This window comes from Streptomyces sp. NRRL S-646 (assembly GCF_000720765.1).
Classification (GTDB): domain Bacteria; phylum Actinomycetota; class Actinomycetes; order Streptomycetales; family Streptomycetaceae; genus Streptomyces.
Window position 1 is genome coordinate 707,349 of sequence record NZ_JODC01000005.1, and the last position, 17,164, is coordinate 724,512.

Sequence of the window (17,164 nt, forward strand, 5' to 3'; positions counted from 1 at the left end):
GCGTCACAAGGGTCAGAGGGGCGGACACCGGGTCCGGCCCGGGGGAAAGCGAAGGTGACGATGGATGCCGAAGCGCAGGACAGCTTCCGGGAGTTCGTGGAGCACCGGTCGTCCGCGCTGCTCAAGACGGCGGTGCTGCTGAGCGGCGGCGACCGGCACACCGCCGAGGACCTGCTGCAGAACGCGCTGATCAAGGCCGCCGGCCGCTGGCAACGCATCGACGAACCCGAGGCGTACGTACGGCAGATCCTCTACCGCCAGCAGGTCAGCCGCTGGCGGCTGAAGTGGCCCGGACGCGAACTGAGCGTCGCCGAGCCGCCGGAGGCCGGCGCAGGAGGGGACGCCTCGTCCGACGCCGAACTGCGGCTCCTGATGCGCGGCGCACTGGCCCGGCTCACCGCCCGCCAGCGCACAGTGCTGGTGCTGCGCTACTTCGAGGACCTGCCCGAGGCCGACGTGGCCCGGATCCTCGGCTGCTCCGTGGGCACCGTACGGTCCACCACCCACCGCTCGCTCGCCCGGCTGCGCGCCCTCGCGCCCGAACTGACCGCCGTCGGCCCCGCCGACACCGGGCGGCCGCAGCCGTCCCCTGACTACTCGCCCGTGGAGGTACGCCCGTGAACGTCGAGGAACTGGTGCGCGACTCTTTGCGGGAGCTGGCCGCCGAGGAGCCCGCGGCGGGGCCCGGGTTCGCCGACCGGGTGCTGGCCGTGCGCCGGCGCCGCCGTACCCGCAGGCTGGCCTCCGTCGCCGCGGCCACCGCGGCCGTGGTCGCCGTCTCGGTGGGGGTGCCACTGCTGGATCACGGCAAGGACGAGGTACGTCCCGCGAACGTCCTGAACCAGGACGGCGTCCACGCCCACCCGGACCAGTCGCCGCCGAGCGACCTGATCGGCGCCGGGGACACGGTGCTGGCCGCCTACTACACCTCGAAGCCCCACCGGCTGAGCGCGAAGCGGGCCGTCTCGGAGCGCACCTACTGGCTGCTCGACCAGAAGACCGGGACGTACCGGAAGGACGCGCGCTGGTCCTTCGTCGCCATCGCCCCGGGAATGAAGACGGCCGCCGTGCTGGAGCGGAGCCTGCCCGCCCACCGAATCGGCCTCCTCGACCTCGCGACGGGGAAGGTCGAGCGGTGGATCAAGGTCCCGCACAGGGTCGGCGGGCTCGCGTTCTCCGGCGACGGCACCAGGCTCGTCGCGACGACGTACGAAGAGAACCCCGATCTGCGGGTCAAGGAGAAGGTGACCCAGCTCGACAAGACGGAGAAATGGGAGTGGATGGCCCAGTTCGGCGATTCGAGCCGGTCCGGGTTCTACGCCCTCGACGTGGCCTCCGGGCAGGGCTCCTGGAGCGCGATCGCGCCCGACCGCGATCTCAACTCCCGCCAGGACTTCTCCTTCAGCCGGGCCGGCAACCTGGTGTACTCGCAGTACGTCGGCGGCAAGGACGGTCTGGAGCAGTTCTTCGACCTCAAGGGCAGCAAGGTCGCCGCGCCTGCCGACGAGAAGTACCTGCGCGCGGACGTCCCCGCGCGACTGTCCCCGAACGGCAGGCTGGCCGCCCTCGGCCTGACGAAGGAGGTCTCCGGCAACCCCGGAAGGTCGTACTCCTCGATCCGTGATCCCCGTACGGGCAAGGAGATCACCAAGGTCCGCGGCGGCCATCTGCTCGCCTGGGTGGACGACAAGCGGCTCATCGCCTGGGAGCGGGTCACGAGCCTGAGCGAGGACTACCGGCCGCAGCTCGTGCTGGTCACCATCGGCAGCGACAAGGTCGTACCGCTGAGTGGTGCCCAGGATCCGAACGAGAGCTTCGACGGGCAGGAGTGGCAGCCCCTGTTCGTGCGCCGTTGATCAGCCGGACACGCACTCCTCGTACACCGCCAGCAGCCCGTCGACCGTCTCGCGGCCGGCGGGCCGCAGCGGGGCGCGGACCGTTCCCGCGGGCAGGCCGAGCTCGTTGAGGAGCGCCTTCGTGGTGACGGTGCCGGGCAGACCGGCCGACATCATCAACTCGATGAGTGGTGTGGCGCGTTGCTGGAGGCGGGCGGACACGGGGGTGTCGCCCGCCTCGAACGCGTCCAGCACGGCACGGAGTTCGGACGGTACGACGTTCGCGACGGTGCTGATGTAGCCCGCCCCGCCCACCGCGTACAGCGCGAGATTGTGCTCGTCGCAGCCTGCGTAGTACGCCAACTCCGTGCGATCCAGGACCTTTTGGGCGGCGAGGAAGTCGTAGGAGCAGTCCTTGACCGCGACGATCCGGGGGTGCTCGGCGAGCCGCATCATCGTGTCGGACTCGATACGGGTGCCGGTGCGGCCCGGGATGTCGTACAGCACGACCGGCAGCCCGGACGCGTCCGCGACCGTCCGGAAGTGCTCCTCCAGCGCGTCCTGCGGAGGCCTGCTGTAGTACGGGCTGACCACCAGCACACCGTCCGCGCCCGCCTTTTCGGCCTCCCGGGCGAGCTTCACGCTGTGCCGGGTGTCGAAGGTGCCGACGCCCGCCACGACCGACGCCCGGCCGCCCACCGCCTCCCGCACCGCCTCGACCAGCGCCGTCTTCTCGGCGTCCGTGGTGGTCGGCGACTCGCCCGTCGTACCGGAGAGCACCAGACCGTCGCAGCCCCGGGAGACCAGGTGGTCGGCGAGGTGCTGCGCCCCGTCGAGATCAAGTGCGCCCTCCTCGGTGAAGGGGGTGATCATCGCGCAGAGGGCACGGCCGAAGGGGGCGGTAGTCGTCATGCTCTCAGTCTCGGCAGACCGACAGTGAAGCTCCACTTAATTCTTCTACGAGATATTGATAAGCCTTGCTGTGGTGCGGGCGGCCGGGCGACCCGTCCGTCCAGGCCCTATGTCCATTTCGCCCGCCATGGGTCAGCATGGTCGTGACGGTCATCGGCATCGGCCCATGGAGGCGTCATGAAGCTCGGCAAGGCACTGGCCACCGGCGTCGCGGAGGAACAGCCGCAGACCCATGAGGAAGAGCTCGAACTGCCCGAGGAGACCAAGGACGTCGAGGCGTCCGCGCGCGAAGAGGTTCCGGCGGCCCGATGAGACTGCGGCTTCCGGAGGAACGCCCGACGGAGCCGCCGACCGGATACAAGATCGCCCACCCGGTGCTGTCCCAGGACGGCACCCGGGCCGGGTTCACCGGTGTGTCGCTGGGCGGCGCGCTGCCGTACGGAGTCCTGGCCGACGCGTCCTGTGTCTACGGTCTGAGCCACCGGGCACCGCACCGCCGCTGCGACTGCGGCTTCCACTGCGTGCACGACCGCACGGCGGCCGAGGCGCTGCTGTGCACCGCCGAGCACCGGGCCGCCGTCCTGTTGGAGGTCCTGGTCCTCGGCCGCTACATCCGCTTCGAGCGCGGCTTCCGCTACGCCCGCCAGCGGGTGCGGACCGCCACGGTCGGCCCCTGCGTGTGCGGCACGGTCGCCGCCGCCCTGGCCGACGCGGGCTGGGGCCGGCCCGGCTGGCGCGCGCTGGCCCCCTCCTGCGCGGGCTGCGTCCGCGGCCGTACGTCCGTCTCGCTCGCCTCCTTCGCGCGGCTGGCCGGGGAAGGACTGCGGGTCGTGGCGGGCAGCGGCGCCGCGCTGCCGGCGGCGGACCTCGCGGGGCCCGAAGGGCTCGGGGTGCCCGAACTCGTCGCCGAGGCAGCCCTGTTGCAGGCCCGCCTCGACTGGTTCCAGACCCAGCTCGGCCGGCTCGGCGAGCGCGGGCCGGGCGGTGGCCGGCAGGGGTAGCGGAGGTCGGCAGGGGTACCCGGAGTGTTCCGAACGGAGGAAGCCGAGAGGAACGCGAGAGGAGGCGACCCCGTGACCGGGACCATGCACCCCCAGCCGGTGCGCGACGGACACCGCTCGGTGGGCGAGCTCGTCGGACAGGCCACCGAACAGCTTTCCCTGCTCGTACGACAGGAAGTGGCCCTCGCCAAGGAGGAGCTGTCCGCCAAGGGCCGGCGCGCCGGGCGCGGCGGCGGACTGCTCGGCGCCGCGGGCGCGTTCGGCTACGCCGGGCTGCTCGCCCTCGCCGGCACGGCTGTCGCCGCTCTCTCGCTGACGCTGCCGGTCTGGGCGGCGGCGCTGATCGTGACCGCTGTGCTGTTCGTGATCGCGGGCGTGCTGGCCGTGACCGGCCGCGCCCAGCTGCGCCGCGCGGCGCCGCCGACGCCCGAGGAGACGCTCGTCAGCGTCCGGGCCGATGTCGAGGAGATCAGGGAAAGGGTGCACCGATGACGGACAGGGCAGGGCCGACCGGCGCCAAGGGGCCCGATGAGCTGAGGCGGCAGATCGAGCAGACGCGCAGTCAACTCGGCGCGACAGTGGAGGAGTTGGCGGAGAAAATGGATGTGAAGGGACGCGCGCGGGCCCGGGCGGCCGACCTGAGGGACAAGGCGGGCGCCATGACCGTGCAACTGCGCAGCACGGCCGCGCACGCCGGCCATGCGGTCCAGGACCGGGCCACGCAGACGGGGCACAAGGTGCACGACAGGGCCGCGCAGGCGGGCCACCAGGTGCAGGACAGGGCAACGAGGGCCAGTCACCAGGTGCACGACCGGGCTCTGACGGCGGGCCATGCCGCCCAGGACAGGGCCACCCGGACGGGACACACGCTGCAGCACAGGGCGGAACACGACGTCCCCTGGCCCGCCGGCCCCGTCGTCAGGGCGGCAGTACGGCATCCGCGGCCCGCGCTGGTCATCGGAGCGGCGCTGGCCTTTGTCGTGGTGGTGGGCTGGAGGTACCCCAAGCGGTAACAGGACCGTCCTGCCACTGGCCCCGTCCCACCGAAAATTTGAGTCTTCTGGACAAAAAAAGTTTTCGGTGGGACGGTGGACGCATGCTGGACGTCACCGTGATCGAGGACCCCGAGGCCGCCGCCGTCTCACTGGACCCCATCAGGGCCAGACTGCTCGCCGAACTGGCGGCCGGACCCGCGTCGGCGGCGATGCTGGCCGGCCAGGTCGGCCTGCCGCGGCAGAAGGTGAACTACCACCTCAAGGCGCTGGAGCGGCACGGCCTGGTCGAGCTGGCCGGTGAGCGCCGCAAGGGCAATGTCACCGAGCGGCTGATGCAGGCGACCGCGGCGTCGTACGTCATCTCACCGCTCGCGCTCGCCGCCGTACAGCCGGACCCGGACCGTTTCCGGGATCAGCTGTCCGCGCGCTGGCTGCTCGCGCTCGGCGCCCGCCTCGTGCGGGACGTCGGCTCGCTGATCACCGGTGCCGCGAAGGCCCGCAAACGGCTGGCCACGTATGCGCTGGACGGCGAGGTGCGCTTCGCCTCCGCCGCCGAACGGGCCGCGTTCGTCCAGGAGTTGACGGCCGGCGTCACCGCACTGATCCGCAAGTACGACGCTCCCGACGCCGAAGGCGGGCGCGATCACCGGATCGTCGTGGCCGTCCATCCCACCCTGAAGGCAACCGAGCAGGACTAGGCAGGAGCCCCACCATGTCCAAGGAATTCGAGATCGCCCGCGAGTTCGAGGTCGACGCCACTCCGGAGGAGGTGTGGGAGGCGATCACCACCGGGACCGGTGGGTACCTGTGGCCGATGGAGCCGCCGGAGCCCAGGGTCGGCGGCAAGGGACCCTTCGGGTCCAAGGTCACCGCCTGGGACCCGCCGCACCGCTACACCAACCGCGTCCAGGACGTCGAGGGCATCTCCGAGCAGACCCTCAACCAGCTCGACTACACCGTGGAACCGCGTGACGAGGGCCGCCGGGCCTGGGTGCGGTACGTGCACAGTGGCATCTTCGTCGACGACTGGGACAACCAGTACGACGGCGCCGCCAAGCACACCGACTTCTATCTGCACACCCTGCGCGAGTACCTGGTCCACTTCGCGCCCCGGCCGGCCGCCTTCGCCACCTTCGACGGGCCCGAGGCCTCGAAGGCCGCCGACGCCCTCACTGTCGTCGGGCAGGCGCTCGGTGTCGGCGAGGACGTGGCCGCCGGCACCCGGGTGACGGTCCGGGGGCCCGACGAGTTCGACGCCGTGGTCGACTTCCGCAACCCGTGCTTCATCGGGCTGCGCACGGACCGCGGCCTCACCCGCATCTTCGGGCGCAACCACTGGGGCCACCCGGTCGGCATCTCCCTGCACGACTTCACCCCGGGCGCCGACATCAAGGAGTGCGAAGCCGCCTGGCAGGACTGGCTGAACGGCGTGTTCAGCCAGTCCTGAGCAGGGATGGCCCGTTACGGGCGGAAGCGGAGCACCTGCGGGTCGTGGTCGCTGATCTGGTCGTTGAACTCCGAGTTGACGTGCACGCTGTCGTACTCGAATTTGCAGGACCGCCGGATCGACGGGCTGATCAGGATCTGGTCCAGGACCTGCTGGTTGCCCTGGTAGTCGTAGGTGTAACGCTCGCTCTTCGGCAGCGACTTGATCGCCGACCAGAGCTCGCCGTCACCCTCCAGGATCTTGGCGGTGTCGGAGAACTCGAAGTCGTTCATGTCGCCGAGCGCGATGACGTCCGCGTTCTTCTGGACGTCCAGGATGCTCTTGACGAACGCGTTGACCAGCGTCGCCTGGGCGTGGCGCTGGGTCTCCGAGCTGCGCGTCGGGGGCTGGTACTGCGAGGTCAGCCCCTGGTCGCCGCCCTTGGAGTTCAGGTGGTTGGCGATCACGAAGACCGTGCGGCCACGGAAGACGAACTCGCCGGCCAGCGGCTTGCGGCTGGACTTCCAGGCCTCGTTCGCCGGGTCGATACGGCCGGGGGAGGCCGTCAGCTGCGCCTTGCCGTGCACCTTGGTGACGCCCACCGCGGTGGTGGAGTCGCCGCCCGCACGGTCCACGAAGGAGACGCGGTCCGGGTTGAACAGGAACACCTGGCGGATGTTGCCGCCGGGCTCGCCGCCGTCCTGGTCGTTGACCGGGTTGATCGAGCGCCAGTCGTACTTCGGGCCGCCCGCCGCGACGATCGCGTCGATCAGCTTGTTCACCGTCGCGTCGGCGGCGACCGTGCCGTCGTCCGTCGCACCGTTGTTGTCCTGGATCTCCTCCAGGGACACGATGTCGGGCGACTGCAGGTTGTTCACGATCGCGGCGGCGTGCGCGTCGAAGGTCTTGTCGGACGGGTCGAGGTTCTCGACGTTGTACGTCGCGACCGCCAGCTCGCCGTGCGACTGCTTCTGCGTCGTCTCGCGCTGCAGACCGCCGCTCTTCAGCGTGCCCAGCCGGCTCGCGACCAGGGTGTAGCCGCCGAACTGGTTGAAGTCCAGCGGTCCGGCCGTGGTGCCGGTCAGCGTGTCGCCGACGTTCGCCTTCGGGAAGTCGGCCGTCGCACCCAGCGACTGGATCTGCAGTCGGCCGGTGTTCTGCGACTCGTAGGAGCCGTACAGCGTGCCGCCGCTGGGGGTCCGGTGCTCGTGCGGCTTCACCGTGACCCACAGCTCGGAGTACGGGTCGGTGGCCGTCACCACACGGGCGTCGGCGACCTGGACGTTCATGCCCTCCAGGGACTCGTAGTAGTCCAGGGCGTACGTCGACGGCTGCAGCGTCAGGCCGTTGATCGAGCCGCTCGCGGCGGTGTCGCCCGCCGGCGTGTAGCGCGCGGGCACCGACTTCGCGTCGATCACCGTCGGGGCCGGCACCGCGTTGCCGGTCGAGACGGTGGTGATCGTCGGCTTGGTGATCTCGGTGACCGACTGGTTGCCGGACGAGGCGCCGCCCGGGACGTACTCGGAGACCGTGCCGGTGACCGTGACGGAGTCACCGACGGCGGCCTTCGGGGTGGAGCTGGTGAAGACGAATATGCCCTCACTGGTGGCCGGGTTGTCGTCCGGGGTCGGGTCCTGGATCCAGAAACCTCTGGAGGAGCCGTAGGTGCGCACGGCGGTGACAATTCCGGCCACGTCCGTGACCTTCTGGCCGGCGTACGGAGAAATGCGCGTACTGCCCTGGATGTCATGGATGCGCACGGAGTCGGCGTGCGCCGGCGAGGTCAGGGCGACGGCGGACGCCGCGGAACAGACGGCGGCGACAGTGAGCGCGGCGAGACGCGCGGAAGACTTGCTCGGCAACGGGATCCCTCCGGGGACGTGCGTGGGCGCCGGGACGAGAGTGGTGCGTGGGACGGTCGGAGGCCGCGACCTGTGGGGCGGTGGCGACGCGCGTAGAAAATACAGTGAACATGTGTCCGCTTCGTTTCTACGCGCGTCAATCTCCTGTGTGCTCACGCCAGTTGTCAAGGTTTCGGCCATGTACGGACCGGGTCCGGGAGATGAACCGGGCGGCATGGGTGGAAATCCGTCTAGGCTGAGCGGTTGAGTGGTACGACACGCCCTAGGAGAACCAGCCGATGTCAGACAGCTCCCCCCTGCCGCCGGTGCGGCTGCATCCCGAAGCGGAGCTGGCGCGGGACGCGTTGGCCACCCCGCTGCTCTCCCGGGCCGCGCGCCTCGCCCGCTGGGCCGGGCCGGACACCCGGATCGACGCCGGGGGCGGGCTCGTAGAGGAACAGCTGCCGGCCGCCGCCGAGCTGCTCGGGCTGACCGGGGACGACGCCGCGGCCTTCGCGAGCGAGGCCTGGCGGGTCGCCGTGGACACCGGGCTCGTCGAGATCGCGGACTCCGAAGACGGGGACGAGGGCACCGTCGCACCCGGGCAGGACCTGGCACTGCTCACCCAGGGCTCACCGCACGAGGTGCTGGCGGTGTGGCAGGAGGCACTGGAGACGGTGCTCGCCGACGCGAGCGTGCCCGACCTCGACGACCTGGAAGGCGCCCTCGACGAGGCCGGCGAGATCGACTTCTCCCGGCTGGAGTGGGACCCGGAGGCGGAGGCCGAGTTCCTCGACGGCGTCCTCGGCAACCTGTACCTGCTCACCGTCAGCGAGGACGGCCCCGGCGACGGGCCCGTCCCGCTTCCCGCGCTCGCCGCGTCGATGATCGTCCCCAGCGACATGGGGGAACCCACCAACGACGTCCTGGAGCAGGTCTCCGACGCGATGATGCGGCTCGACGACCAGTTCCGGCTGCTGGAGCCGGTGGGACTCGTCGAGTACCAGCCGGTCGACGAGGCACTGATGGCGGAGCCCGAAGACGCTGCCGAGGAACCCGCCGCCCGGCCCGACGACACCGACGTCTCGCGCTACGGCATGGTGCGGCTGACCCCCCTCGGGCTGTACGGGCTGCGGGCACGGCTGCTGGAGGCCGGGCTCACGGCGCCCGCGGTCGGCGACCTCGTGGACAAGGGCGCCGACGCGCTGCTCGACGGCACGGCCACCTTTCCCCAGGCCGCCGCGCAGGCCGAGACCGAACAGTGGCTGGCCCGCCGCGAACCCCTCGCCGCCGCACGGGAGTTGCTGGCCGCGGCCCGCGGCGCGGACGCCGGCGCGCCCCTGCGCCGGCTGCGCTGCCAGCAGGCGCTGTCCCTGGTCGGCGCCGAGGCCGAACCCGCCCTGCGTGAAGTCCTCGACGACCCGGAGCTGGGCGGACTCGCCCGCGTCTGGCTGACCGAGCACGGCGCCTCGGACGTGCCGGCCCCGTCCGAGGCGATGATCTTCTGGCTGACCATCGACACGATCGCCGCCCAGCTGGCCGCCGAGGGCAACTCCGAGGAACTGCGGGCGCTGGTACAGGGCTTGGCCGCCCAGCACGGCGGCTTCTTCGCGGCGGCCTGGCGGGTCGAGCACCCCGCCACGGCGGACGTGCTGGAGGCCATGGGGCGGCTGCACCCCGACAAGCGCATCGCGAAGGAAGCACGGAAGGCTGCCTTCAAGGCGCGTTCGCAGCACGGGAGTTGAGCCACGCCCTCCACGGGTCGTGTGCCCTCCCCGGGTCGTGTCGATGTGCGGCTCCGCCGCGGGGCGCGAAGGGCCGTCGACCGTCTGCGGACCCGTCGCTGGAGCCGACGGCACGGTCAAGGCGCCCTGCCTTGAATCATGGGGCTGGAGAGGAAAGGGGTCGTGAGAGGAAAAGGGTCGTTCTGCCCTCCTTGTGGGGATTCATCCGACCGATTACCCGGGCACAAGGGTTTTTTGAGTCCCGTGGTCCGCACTAGACGGATTCATGGAAGTGAGCCCGTGGCTGTCGTCCGGTGTTCAACTCACGTTCAGGCGCGGGCGGGACGGTGACGCCGACCCGAGGTCCGCCACCCTCCACGGCACACCCACCGTCACAGGAGACACCATGTCGCTCACCCGCAGGGACTTCGCCAGAAAATCCGCGATCACCGGTGCCGGTGTCGCGCTGGCGGGCAGCGTCGGGGCCCTCGCCACCGCCCCGAACGCCCTTGCGTCCACGGACACCGAGGAAGCGGGCGAGGAGTCGGCCGGCGCCCACGGCGGCGTCGGCTACGGACCGCTGATCCCCGACCCTGACGGCATCCTCGCCCTCCCCGCCGGCTTCAAGTACCGGATCATCACCTACAGCGGCAGGACCAAGCTGGAGTCGGGCGAGTTCACCCCCTCCAACCACGACGGCACCTCCACCTTCGACGGCCCCCGCGGCGCCACGCTCCTCGTCAACAACCACGAGCTGAAGGGCCCGCGCGCCAACTGGCCGCACCCCGTCCCGCTCACCGAGGGCCTCGTCTACGACCCCGCCGCATCCGGCGGCTGCACGGTCGTCGAGGTGCGCCGCGACCACGTCGCCGAGTGGGTCGGCATCGCCGGCACCTCCACCAACTGCGCGGGCGGCAACACCCCTTGGGGCACCTGGCTCACCTGCGAGGAGACCGAGGACAAGGCCGGCCAGAACGGCATGACCAAGGACCACGGCTACGTCTTCGAGGTCGACCCGTCCGACCGCCGCGCCAACCGCGACCCCAAGCCCATCAAGGCGCTGGGCCGTTACGCCCATGAGGCGGTCGTGGTCGACCCGAAGCGCGGCCACCTCTACCTCACCGAGGACGCGGCGACCCCCAACGGCCTCCTCTACCGCTGGACCCCGCCGGAGGGCTTCTGCCACGGCCGCGGCAAGCTCCGCACCCTCGCCGACGACGCCGGCGTCCTCCAGGCCTTCAAGTGCTTCGACTCCGGCGGCAAGTTCGTCGACGACCTCTCCCGCGCCACGAAGATCGGCACCGTGTACGGCGTCGACTGGGTGGACGTCCCCGACCGCGACGCGAGGACGACCTCCGTCCGCAAGCAGTTCACCACCGGCCAGGTCACCCGCGCCCGCAAGCTGGAGGGCATGTGGTGGGGCGACGGCGGCACCTACATCGTCTCCTCCTACGCCCGTGACGAGAGCCCCGTCCAGCACGACGGCGCCGTCTGGTTCTACGACCCCAAGCGCCGCACCCTCACCCTGAAGGTCCTGCTCGGCGTCAACCCCGACCCCTCCGCAGACGGCAACTTCGACGGACCGGACAACATCACCGTCTCCCCGTACGGCGGCCTCGTCATCGCCGAGGACGGCGAGGGCCTGCAGCACCTGTTCGGCGCAACGGACAGCGGCCGCACCTACCCGATCGCCCGCAACGAACTGAACATCGGCACCGAAGAGGAGCCGGAATACAGCGAGTTCACCGGCGTCACCTTCTCGCCCGACGGCAGCACCCTGTTCGCCAACATTCAGGAGCCGGGGATCATGCTGGCGATCACGGGGCCCTGGAAGCGGCAGAAGCGGTAACCGCCGGCTCTGACCGAGCCCGTCGCCCCTCCCGATTGAGTCTCCGGCCGGGCCACCGGCTCCCACCCGGACAGGGGCGACGGGCGAACCCTCACAGCCTGCTGGCGGGCGGGAAGAGCCGGTGCTCGGCCGCGATCCTCACCAGGGGTATCTCGCGCCCGAGGAAGAGCTCGTCCGTGTACGGGCTGTACCGGTCGCCGGACTCCTTGCTGTGGGTGATGGCGCACCGCACCCGGTAGATGCGATCGGCCGCGTGGACCCTGAGCGCGGCCTCGTCGGCCTGCCCGAAGTCGAGCCGGGACACTTGGGTGAAGGGGACGGTCCCATTGGCGAAGTAGTCGGCCGCGCCGCTGAGGTACCGATCGAGATCGGCGGCGAGGGCGCGGACGTCGAGATACCTGTGCAGCACCGCGTGCAGGGCCTTCGCCTCGCTCCAGTCGACGGTGTTCGTCCCGACCCCGAGGAGCGTCGCCGCGGGCTTGGCGGCTTTCCTGATGTGGCCCGCGGGCCGTTCCAGGACACCGCCCACGCCTGCAACTCGGTCGCGCAGCGCCTGGAACCATTCCTCCTCCATGCTGTACTCCAGCACGTGGTAGTAGCCCATGAAGGCGGCGAAGGGGTCGCTCGCGGAGATCGCCCGCAGATACCGCTGGGACAGCTCCTCGTCCATCTCGTGCGTGTCGCCGAGAAGCCGGTCGCCGATGTGTCCCGTGGGTGTTCCCCGGCCGATGGCGTCGGTGAACTCCGCCGCACGCAGCGACAATTGACGGACCAGCCTAGGCTGGGTGGACCCTTCGAGGCGGTCGACGTCCAGGACCGGAGCCAGGGCGATGTCGCTTTCGTAGGCCAGCCGCACCCGGAAGGCCGTCGCCGCCCGCTCCAGCTCGTCCAGGTCCATCCCCTGGGGCCCGTCGAGCCGCAGGGCCAGCAGCCGCGGCTCGGCGGCCACCTGCAGCACGCGCTGCGCCGAGATCCGCGCGGCACTGCCCTCGGCGATCCCCCTGCGCTTCTCCTGCTCGACGAGGTGGCCGAAGAGGGCCTGCCGGTCGAGTACTCTCAGCCGCTCGATGCCGGAGCGTCGCAGCGCCAGGCGCAGCAGCAGGGCTGGTGAGGGCGACCCGACGGTGGCCGTGAGCGGTCCTCGCTCCGTGGGCATGCTGTGGTGCGTGGCCGTAACGCCCGCGGTGAGCGGGACGGAGTCCTCGGTCTCGTCACGGACCAGCATCTCGAGGCTTGAGGGCCCGACGATCTGTGTGTCGGGACGCCGCCGGGAGCCGACCAGCGTCTCGGCCAGATCCGTGACCGCGTCGAAGACCGCCTCCACCTCCCATCTGGCGCGGGGCCGGTCGTCGAACCCGAGGTACTTCTCCCTCAGCGGCTGATCGATCTCGGGGATGCCCGTAGCGCCGCGTTCGATGTCCGCGCTGACGGTGAGGACGACACGCTGGCCGTCCTCGTTTCTGGGGTCGTGATCGGTGACGAGGTCGCCCAGCACGCGGAAGACGGCATCGACGACCTCCTCCACGTCCGTCAGTTCGATCGGCTCCCCGTAGTCGCCCCGTTCGGTCTCCCGCGTCCGTTCGTCCATGCGTCCCCCTCGTCGACAGACAGCCGATCAGGATAGCGAGCAAGCGCTGAGCGTACGGAAGCATTGCGGACAGGGAGACTGACATCTAACATTTCAGGTCGTGGAGGCCATACGACCCGTCCAGCGCACCCTCCTCAGGGACCGCGCCTACGCATCCATCCGGGACGCCATCGTGGCCGGGGAGCTCGAACCCGGCGCCGTGGTGCGGGACGCCGAGCTCGCCGAGCGGCTCGGGTTGTCCCGGGCACCGGTGCGGCAGGCCTTCTCCCGGCTGGTCGACGAGGGGCTGCTGGAGAGTAAGCCGCAGAGCTACACGCGGGTCACCCCGCTCGTCACGGCAGAGGTGCGGGACGCCGCCGCCGTGGTCGGCGCCATGCACGAGCTGGCCACGCGGGTCGCCGTGCCCCGGCTGTTCGCCGCGGACGTCCAGGCGATGCGCGCGGCCAACGAGCGGTTCGCCGCGGCCGTCGGTTCGGGCGACGTCGACGGTGCCCTGCGCGCCGACGACGAACTCCACGACGTGCTGGTCCGGGTCGCCGGGAACCAGGCGGCCGCCGCCACCATCGCCCGCTACACCCCCCTCATCCGCCGACTGGAGCGCCGCCGCTTCGGGGAGAGCACCTGCCGATCGGCCGGCCTGCACGAGCAGCTGATCGACGCCTGCGCGCACGGCCACGTGGCGGAGGCGGTCCGCGTCACCGCGGAGATCTGGCGCACCCTCGCCGACGACCTCGCCGACGGCGACTGATCCCGACCCCGGGAGGACCCATGTCCCTTTCCTCGTACGAGCGTTACCCGCTCCTCTTCGGCCCTTCGCCGGTACACCCGCTGGAGCGCCTGACCGCCCATCTGGGCGGTGCCTCCCTGTGGGCCAAGCGCGAGGACTGCAACTCCGGTGTCGCCTACGGCGGCAACAAGACCCGCAAGCTGGAGTACCTGGTCGCCGACGCGCTCGCCCAGGGCTGCGACACCCTCGTGTCCATCGGCGGAGTCCAGTCCAACCACACCCGCCAGGTCGCCGCCTGCGCCGCCCGCGCCGGGCTCAAGTGCGTGCTGATCCAGGAGAGCTGGGTGGAGTGGCCGGACTCCGTGTACGACAAGGTCGGCAACATCCTGATCAGCCGGCTCGCGGGAGCGGACGTACGGCTGGTGCGGGCCGACTTCGGCATCGGGTTCAAGGAGAGCTGGGAGCAGGCGCTCAGGGAGGTCGAGGAGTCGGGCGGAAAGCCGTACGCCATTCCGGCCGGGGCGTCCGACCACCCGCTCGGCGGCCTCGGCTTCGCCGGATGGGCGTACGAAGTCGCAGAGCAGGAGCGGGAGTTGGGGGTCTTCTTCGACACGGTGGTCGTGTGTTCCGTCACCGGCTCGACGCAGGCCGGCATGATCGCCGGGTTCGCCGCCCTGGAGGAGGCGGGCGGACGGCCGCGCCGCGTGCTCGGCATCGACGCCTCGGCCAAGCCCGCCGCCACCCGGGAGCAGATCGCCAGGATTGCCCGCAACACCGCTCAACTCATCGGGCTCAAGCGCGAGTTGACCGAAGCGGACGTCGAGCTGGACGAGCGGTACCACGCGGGGATCTACGGCATCCCCGACGAGACCACCCTGGCCGCGATGCGCCTCGCGGCCCGTACCGAGGGGATGGTCACCGACCCCGTGTACGAGGGGAAGTCGATGGCCGGGATGGTGGACCTGGTCGAGCGCGGGGAGATCGGCCGGGAGTCGACGGTGCTGTATGCCCATCTGGGCGGGCAGCCTGCTCTCAATGCGTACAGCGCGCTGTTCTAGGCAGCTTCAGGCCGGGTGGCTCCCCGCTTCTGTCCGTTGATCACGAACGCCGACACCAGCAGGGCGGTGAGCGCGATCAGCGCGCCGACGCCGAACGCGCGCGCCGCCCCCTCGGTGAGGATCTCGGCCGGGGTGCCGGAGGCGTGCCGGGTCGCCGTGCCGAACACTGTGACCAGGACGGACAGTCCGAGGGTGCCGCCCAGCCACTGCAGGGTCTGCAGGAGCCCGGAGGCGGCGCCCGCCTCGCGAGGTTCGATACGGGCGAGGATCGTCGCGTTGAGCGGCATGAAGCTCAGGCCGACGCCGATGCCCATCAGCAGTAGTGGGCCGAGCAGACCGGTCGGGTAGCCTTCGCCGGGTTCGAGCCGCCACAGCCAGGCGGCCGCGGCCACGAGCAGGCCCATGCCGGTGAGCAGGACCGGCTTGACGCCGAACCGGGCCAGCAGCCGCGGCACGAAGCGGACGGTGGTGAACATCGCCAGGGTCATCGGCAGGAAGGCGAATCCTGCGCGCAACGGGCTGTATTCCAGGACCTGTTGGCTGATCAGGGTGAGGAAGTAGAACGCGCCGAACATCCCGGCCGGCAGCAACAGCACGCCTGCGTAGCCGCCCGCACGGTTGCGGTCCGAGAAGAGCCGCAGCGGCATGATCGGCTGGACGGCGCGGGACTCGACGATCGTGAAGGCGGCGAGCAGGGCGGCGGCCGTACTGAAGCCGAGCAGCGCCTGGGTGTCGCTCCAGCCCGCCTCGGAGACCCGAATGAAGGCGTACACGAGTGAGGTCATGCCCGCGGTGCCGGTCAGTGCGCCGGCCGCGTCGAACCGGCCTGCGTGGCGCGGGGTTTCGCTGACGAAGCGGGGCAGGGCGAGGGCCACTCCGAGCCCTATCGGGACGTTGATCAGCAGGGCCCAGCGCCAGGACGCCCAGGAGGTGAGCATGCCGCCCAGGACCAGGCCGATGGAGGCGCCGATGCCCGCCATGGAGGAGTAGATGCCGAGGGCGTGGTGCCGGCGCGGGCCCTCCGGGAAGTTGGTGGTGATCAGGGCGAGGGTGCTGGGGGCGGTGAGCGCGGCGCCCGCGCCCTGCAGCGCGCGGGCCGCGAGCAGCCAGGCGCTGTCGGTGGCGAGCCCGCCGAGCAGGGAGGAGCCGGCGAAGAACAGGACGCCGGTGGCGAGCGTGCGGCGGCGGCCGACGATGTCCCCGACGCGGCCGCCGAGCAGCAGCAGGCCGCCGAAGGCGAGCGTGTAGGCATTGAGGACCCAGGACAGGCCGGTGCGGCTGTAGTCGAGGTCCTGCTGGATGTCGGGCAGGGCGACGTTGACGACGGTGGAATCGACGCCGACCATCAGGTAGGCGGTGACGATGACGAAGAGGACGGTGCGGAGCCTGGCGGGGTGCTGTGGTGAGGCGAGCGGGGTTTCGGTGGTGCTGGACGGGCCGGCCATGGAGTTCTCCCGTTCGATGTCCCCCGGGTGGGATGTGCGCGGGCAGCACTGAGCAACGGAATGTGGGCAGGCAAGGGTGGCCCGCAGAGATAACCGGGGACTGTCTCCGTTTAACTCTCGCTAAAATACGGAGAGAGTCCCCGGTTCGCAAGGAGTATCTGAATGGCGCAGGTCAAGCCCATGCGAGCGGACGCTCGTCGCAACTACGAACAGCTGCTGAAGGTCGCGGCGGAAGCCTTCGCCGAGCATGGGGAGAACGCGTCGCTCGACGACATCGCCAAGCGGGCGGGGGTTGGGTCGGGCACGCTGTACCGGCATTTCCCGACGCGTCAGGCGCTGCTCGAGGCGGTGTACGTCGATGCCATCGAGGCGATCGCGGCACGCGCCGACGACTTCGCGCGGGAACTGCCGCCGGGCGAGGCGCTGGTGGAGTGGCTGAACGAACTCAGCGCCGGGATGATCCAGGTCAGGGGGCTCAAGTCCCTGCTCGGCTCGGCCGTCACGGACGGCAGCAATGCCGTGGTCACGGCCTGCGGCAACTCGGTGAAGGGGGCGGCGGAACGGCTGGTCGGGGCGGCGAAGCGGGAGGGGGCCCTGCGTGAGGACGTCGAGCCGATCGAGATCCTGCGGCTGGCGCACGGTGTGGCCACGGCGTCCGAGCTGGCGAACGGCGAGGGCACACACATCCGCCGCTACCTGTCGCTGCTGACGGACGGTCTGCGTCCCGCACCCGGGGCGTGAACGCCGGGCGCCCCCTGGCCGG

17 protein-coding genes are annotated in these 17,164 nt (G+C 70.9%); 13 read left to right on the forward strand and 4 right to left on the reverse strand.

Annotated features, from left to right (window positions below; translation table 11 throughout):
* Window positions 1–60: 60 nt before the first annotated feature.
* Both IH68_RS0113145 and IH68_RS0113150 read left to right on the forward strand, forming a co-directional pair.
* Window positions 61–621 carry a SigE family RNA polymerase sigma factor gene (locus IH68_RS0113145; RefSeq protein WP_030933435.1) on the forward strand — a complete coding sequence of 187 codons (561 nt, stop codon included), beginning with the start codon at window positions 61–63 and terminating at the stop codon, window positions 619–621.
* The gene (locus IH68_RS0113150) at window positions 618–1,856 is read left to right on the forward strand and encodes a hypothetical protein (RefSeq protein WP_030933439.1); all 1,239 of its coding nucleotides are present in this window, start codon (window positions 618–620) and stop codon (window positions 1,854–1,856) included. Before IH68_RS0113145 ends, IH68_RS0113150 begins: the two co-directional genes overlap by 4 nt.
* On the opposite strand, the gene dapA is transcribed toward IH68_RS0113150, so the two are convergent.
* Entirely contained in the window at window positions 1,857–2,747 is an 891-nt protein-coding gene (gene dapA / locus IH68_RS0113155) for a 4-hydroxy-tetrahydrodipicolinate synthase (RefSeq protein WP_030933442.1), read from the reverse strand. It lies immediately after the preceding gene.
* Window positions 2,748–2,924: 177 nt separating this feature from the next.
* Between dapA and IH68_RS59120 the strand changes: the two genes are divergently transcribed.
* The 6 genes from IH68_RS59120 (at window position 2,925) to IH68_RS0113185 (ending at window position 6,190) form a co-directional block, all read left to right on the forward strand.
* Window positions 2,925–3,059, forward strand: coding sequence for a hypothetical protein (locus tag IH68_RS59120; protein WP_260326522.1), 135 nt, complete (start codon window positions 2,925–2,927; stop codon window positions 3,057–3,059).
* Window positions 3,056–3,748 carry a hypothetical protein gene (locus tag IH68_RS0113165; protein WP_030933445.1) on the forward strand — a complete coding sequence of 231 codons (693 nt, stop codon included), beginning with the start codon at window positions 3,056–3,058 and terminating at the stop codon, window positions 3,746–3,748. The genes IH68_RS59120 and IH68_RS0113165 overlap by 4 nt, the downstream gene beginning before the upstream one ends.
* A gap of 72 nt (window positions 3,749–3,820) precedes the next feature.
* Window positions 3,821–4,240: a phage holin family protein gene (locus IH68_RS0113170; RefSeq protein WP_030933448.1), complete on the forward strand. Its 420-nt coding sequence runs from the start codon at window positions 3,821–3,823 to the stop codon at window positions 4,238–4,240.
* On the forward strand, window positions 4,237–4,761 hold the full coding sequence (locus IH68_RS0113175; protein ID WP_030933451.1) for a DUF3618 domain-containing protein: 525 nt from the start codon (window positions 4,237–4,239) through the stop codon (window positions 4,759–4,761). The genes IH68_RS0113170 and IH68_RS0113175 overlap by 4 nt, the downstream gene beginning before the upstream one ends.
* Window positions 4,762–4,844: 83 nt before the next feature.
* Entirely contained in the window at window positions 4,845–5,441 is a 597-nt protein-coding gene (locus IH68_RS0113180; RefSeq protein ID WP_030933455.1) for an ArsR/SmtB family transcription factor, read from the forward strand.
* A gap of 14 nt (window positions 5,442–5,455) precedes the next feature.
* The gene (locus IH68_RS0113185) at window positions 5,456–6,190 is read left to right on the forward strand and encodes an SRPBCC family protein (RefSeq protein ID WP_030933457.1); all 735 of its coding nucleotides are present in this window, start codon (window positions 5,456–5,458) and stop codon (window positions 6,188–6,190) included.
* 14 nt (window positions 6,191–6,204) lie between these two features.
* On the opposite strand, the gene IH68_RS0113190 is transcribed toward IH68_RS0113185, so the two are convergent.
* On the reverse strand, window positions 6,205–8,031 hold the full coding sequence (locus tag IH68_RS0113190; protein WP_030933459.1) for an endonuclease/exonuclease/phosphatase family protein: 1,827 nt from the start codon (window positions 8,029–8,031) through the stop codon (window positions 6,205–6,207).
* A gap of 278 nt (window positions 8,032–8,309) precedes the next feature.
* Here IH68_RS0113190 and IH68_RS0113195 point away from each other — a divergent pair, with 278 nt between their 5' ends.
* Window positions 8,310–9,755 carry a hypothetical protein gene (locus IH68_RS0113195; protein ID WP_030933462.1) on the forward strand — a complete coding sequence of 482 codons (1,446 nt, stop codon included), beginning with the start codon at window positions 8,310–8,312 and terminating at the stop codon, window positions 9,753–9,755.
* Window positions 9,756–10,140: 385 nt separating this feature from the next.
* Entirely contained in the window at window positions 10,141–11,583 is a 1,443-nt protein-coding gene (locus IH68_RS0113200; protein ID WP_030933464.1) for an alkaline phosphatase PhoX, read from the forward strand.
* Between the two features lie 91 nt (window positions 11,584–11,674).
* Here IH68_RS0113200 and IH68_RS0113205 read toward each other — a convergent pair whose 3' ends face one another.
* A complete protein-coding gene (locus tag IH68_RS0113205) occupies window positions 11,675–13,171 on the reverse strand; it encodes a hypothetical protein (RefSeq protein ID WP_030933466.1) in 1,497 nt (498 codons plus the stop codon).
* Between the two features lie 100 nt (window positions 13,172–13,271).
* On the opposite strand from IH68_RS0113205, the gene IH68_RS0113210 reads away from it, so the two are divergent.
* Both IH68_RS0113210 and IH68_RS0113215 read left to right on the forward strand, forming a co-directional pair.
* Window positions 13,272–13,919: a GntR family transcriptional regulator gene (locus IH68_RS0113210; RefSeq protein ID WP_030933468.1), complete on the forward strand. Its 648-nt coding sequence runs from the start codon at window positions 13,272–13,274 to the stop codon at window positions 13,917–13,919.
* Window positions 13,920–13,939: 20 nt separating this feature from the next.
* Window positions 13,940–14,956, forward strand: coding sequence for a 1-aminocyclopropane-1-carboxylate deaminase (locus IH68_RS0113215; RefSeq protein ID WP_030933470.1), 1,017 nt, complete (start codon window positions 13,940–13,942; stop codon window positions 14,954–14,956).
* Here IH68_RS0113215 and IH68_RS0113220 read toward each other — a convergent pair.
* Window positions 14,953–16,401: an MFS transporter gene (locus tag IH68_RS0113220; protein WP_030933472.1), complete on the reverse strand. Its 1,449-nt coding sequence runs from the start codon at window positions 16,399–16,401 to the stop codon at window positions 14,953–14,955. The genes IH68_RS0113215 and IH68_RS0113220 overlap by 4 nt on opposite strands.
* Before the next feature lie 162 nt (window positions 16,402–16,563).
* Here IH68_RS0113220 and IH68_RS0113225 point away from each other — a divergent pair, with 162 nt between their 5' ends.
* Window positions 16,564–17,142 (forward strand): TetR/AcrR family transcriptional regulator, encoded by a 579-nt coding sequence (locus tag IH68_RS0113225; RefSeq protein WP_030933474.1) that lies wholly within the window; start codon window positions 16,564–16,566, stop codon window positions 17,140–17,142.
* Window positions 17,143–17,164 lie beyond the last annotated feature (22 nt).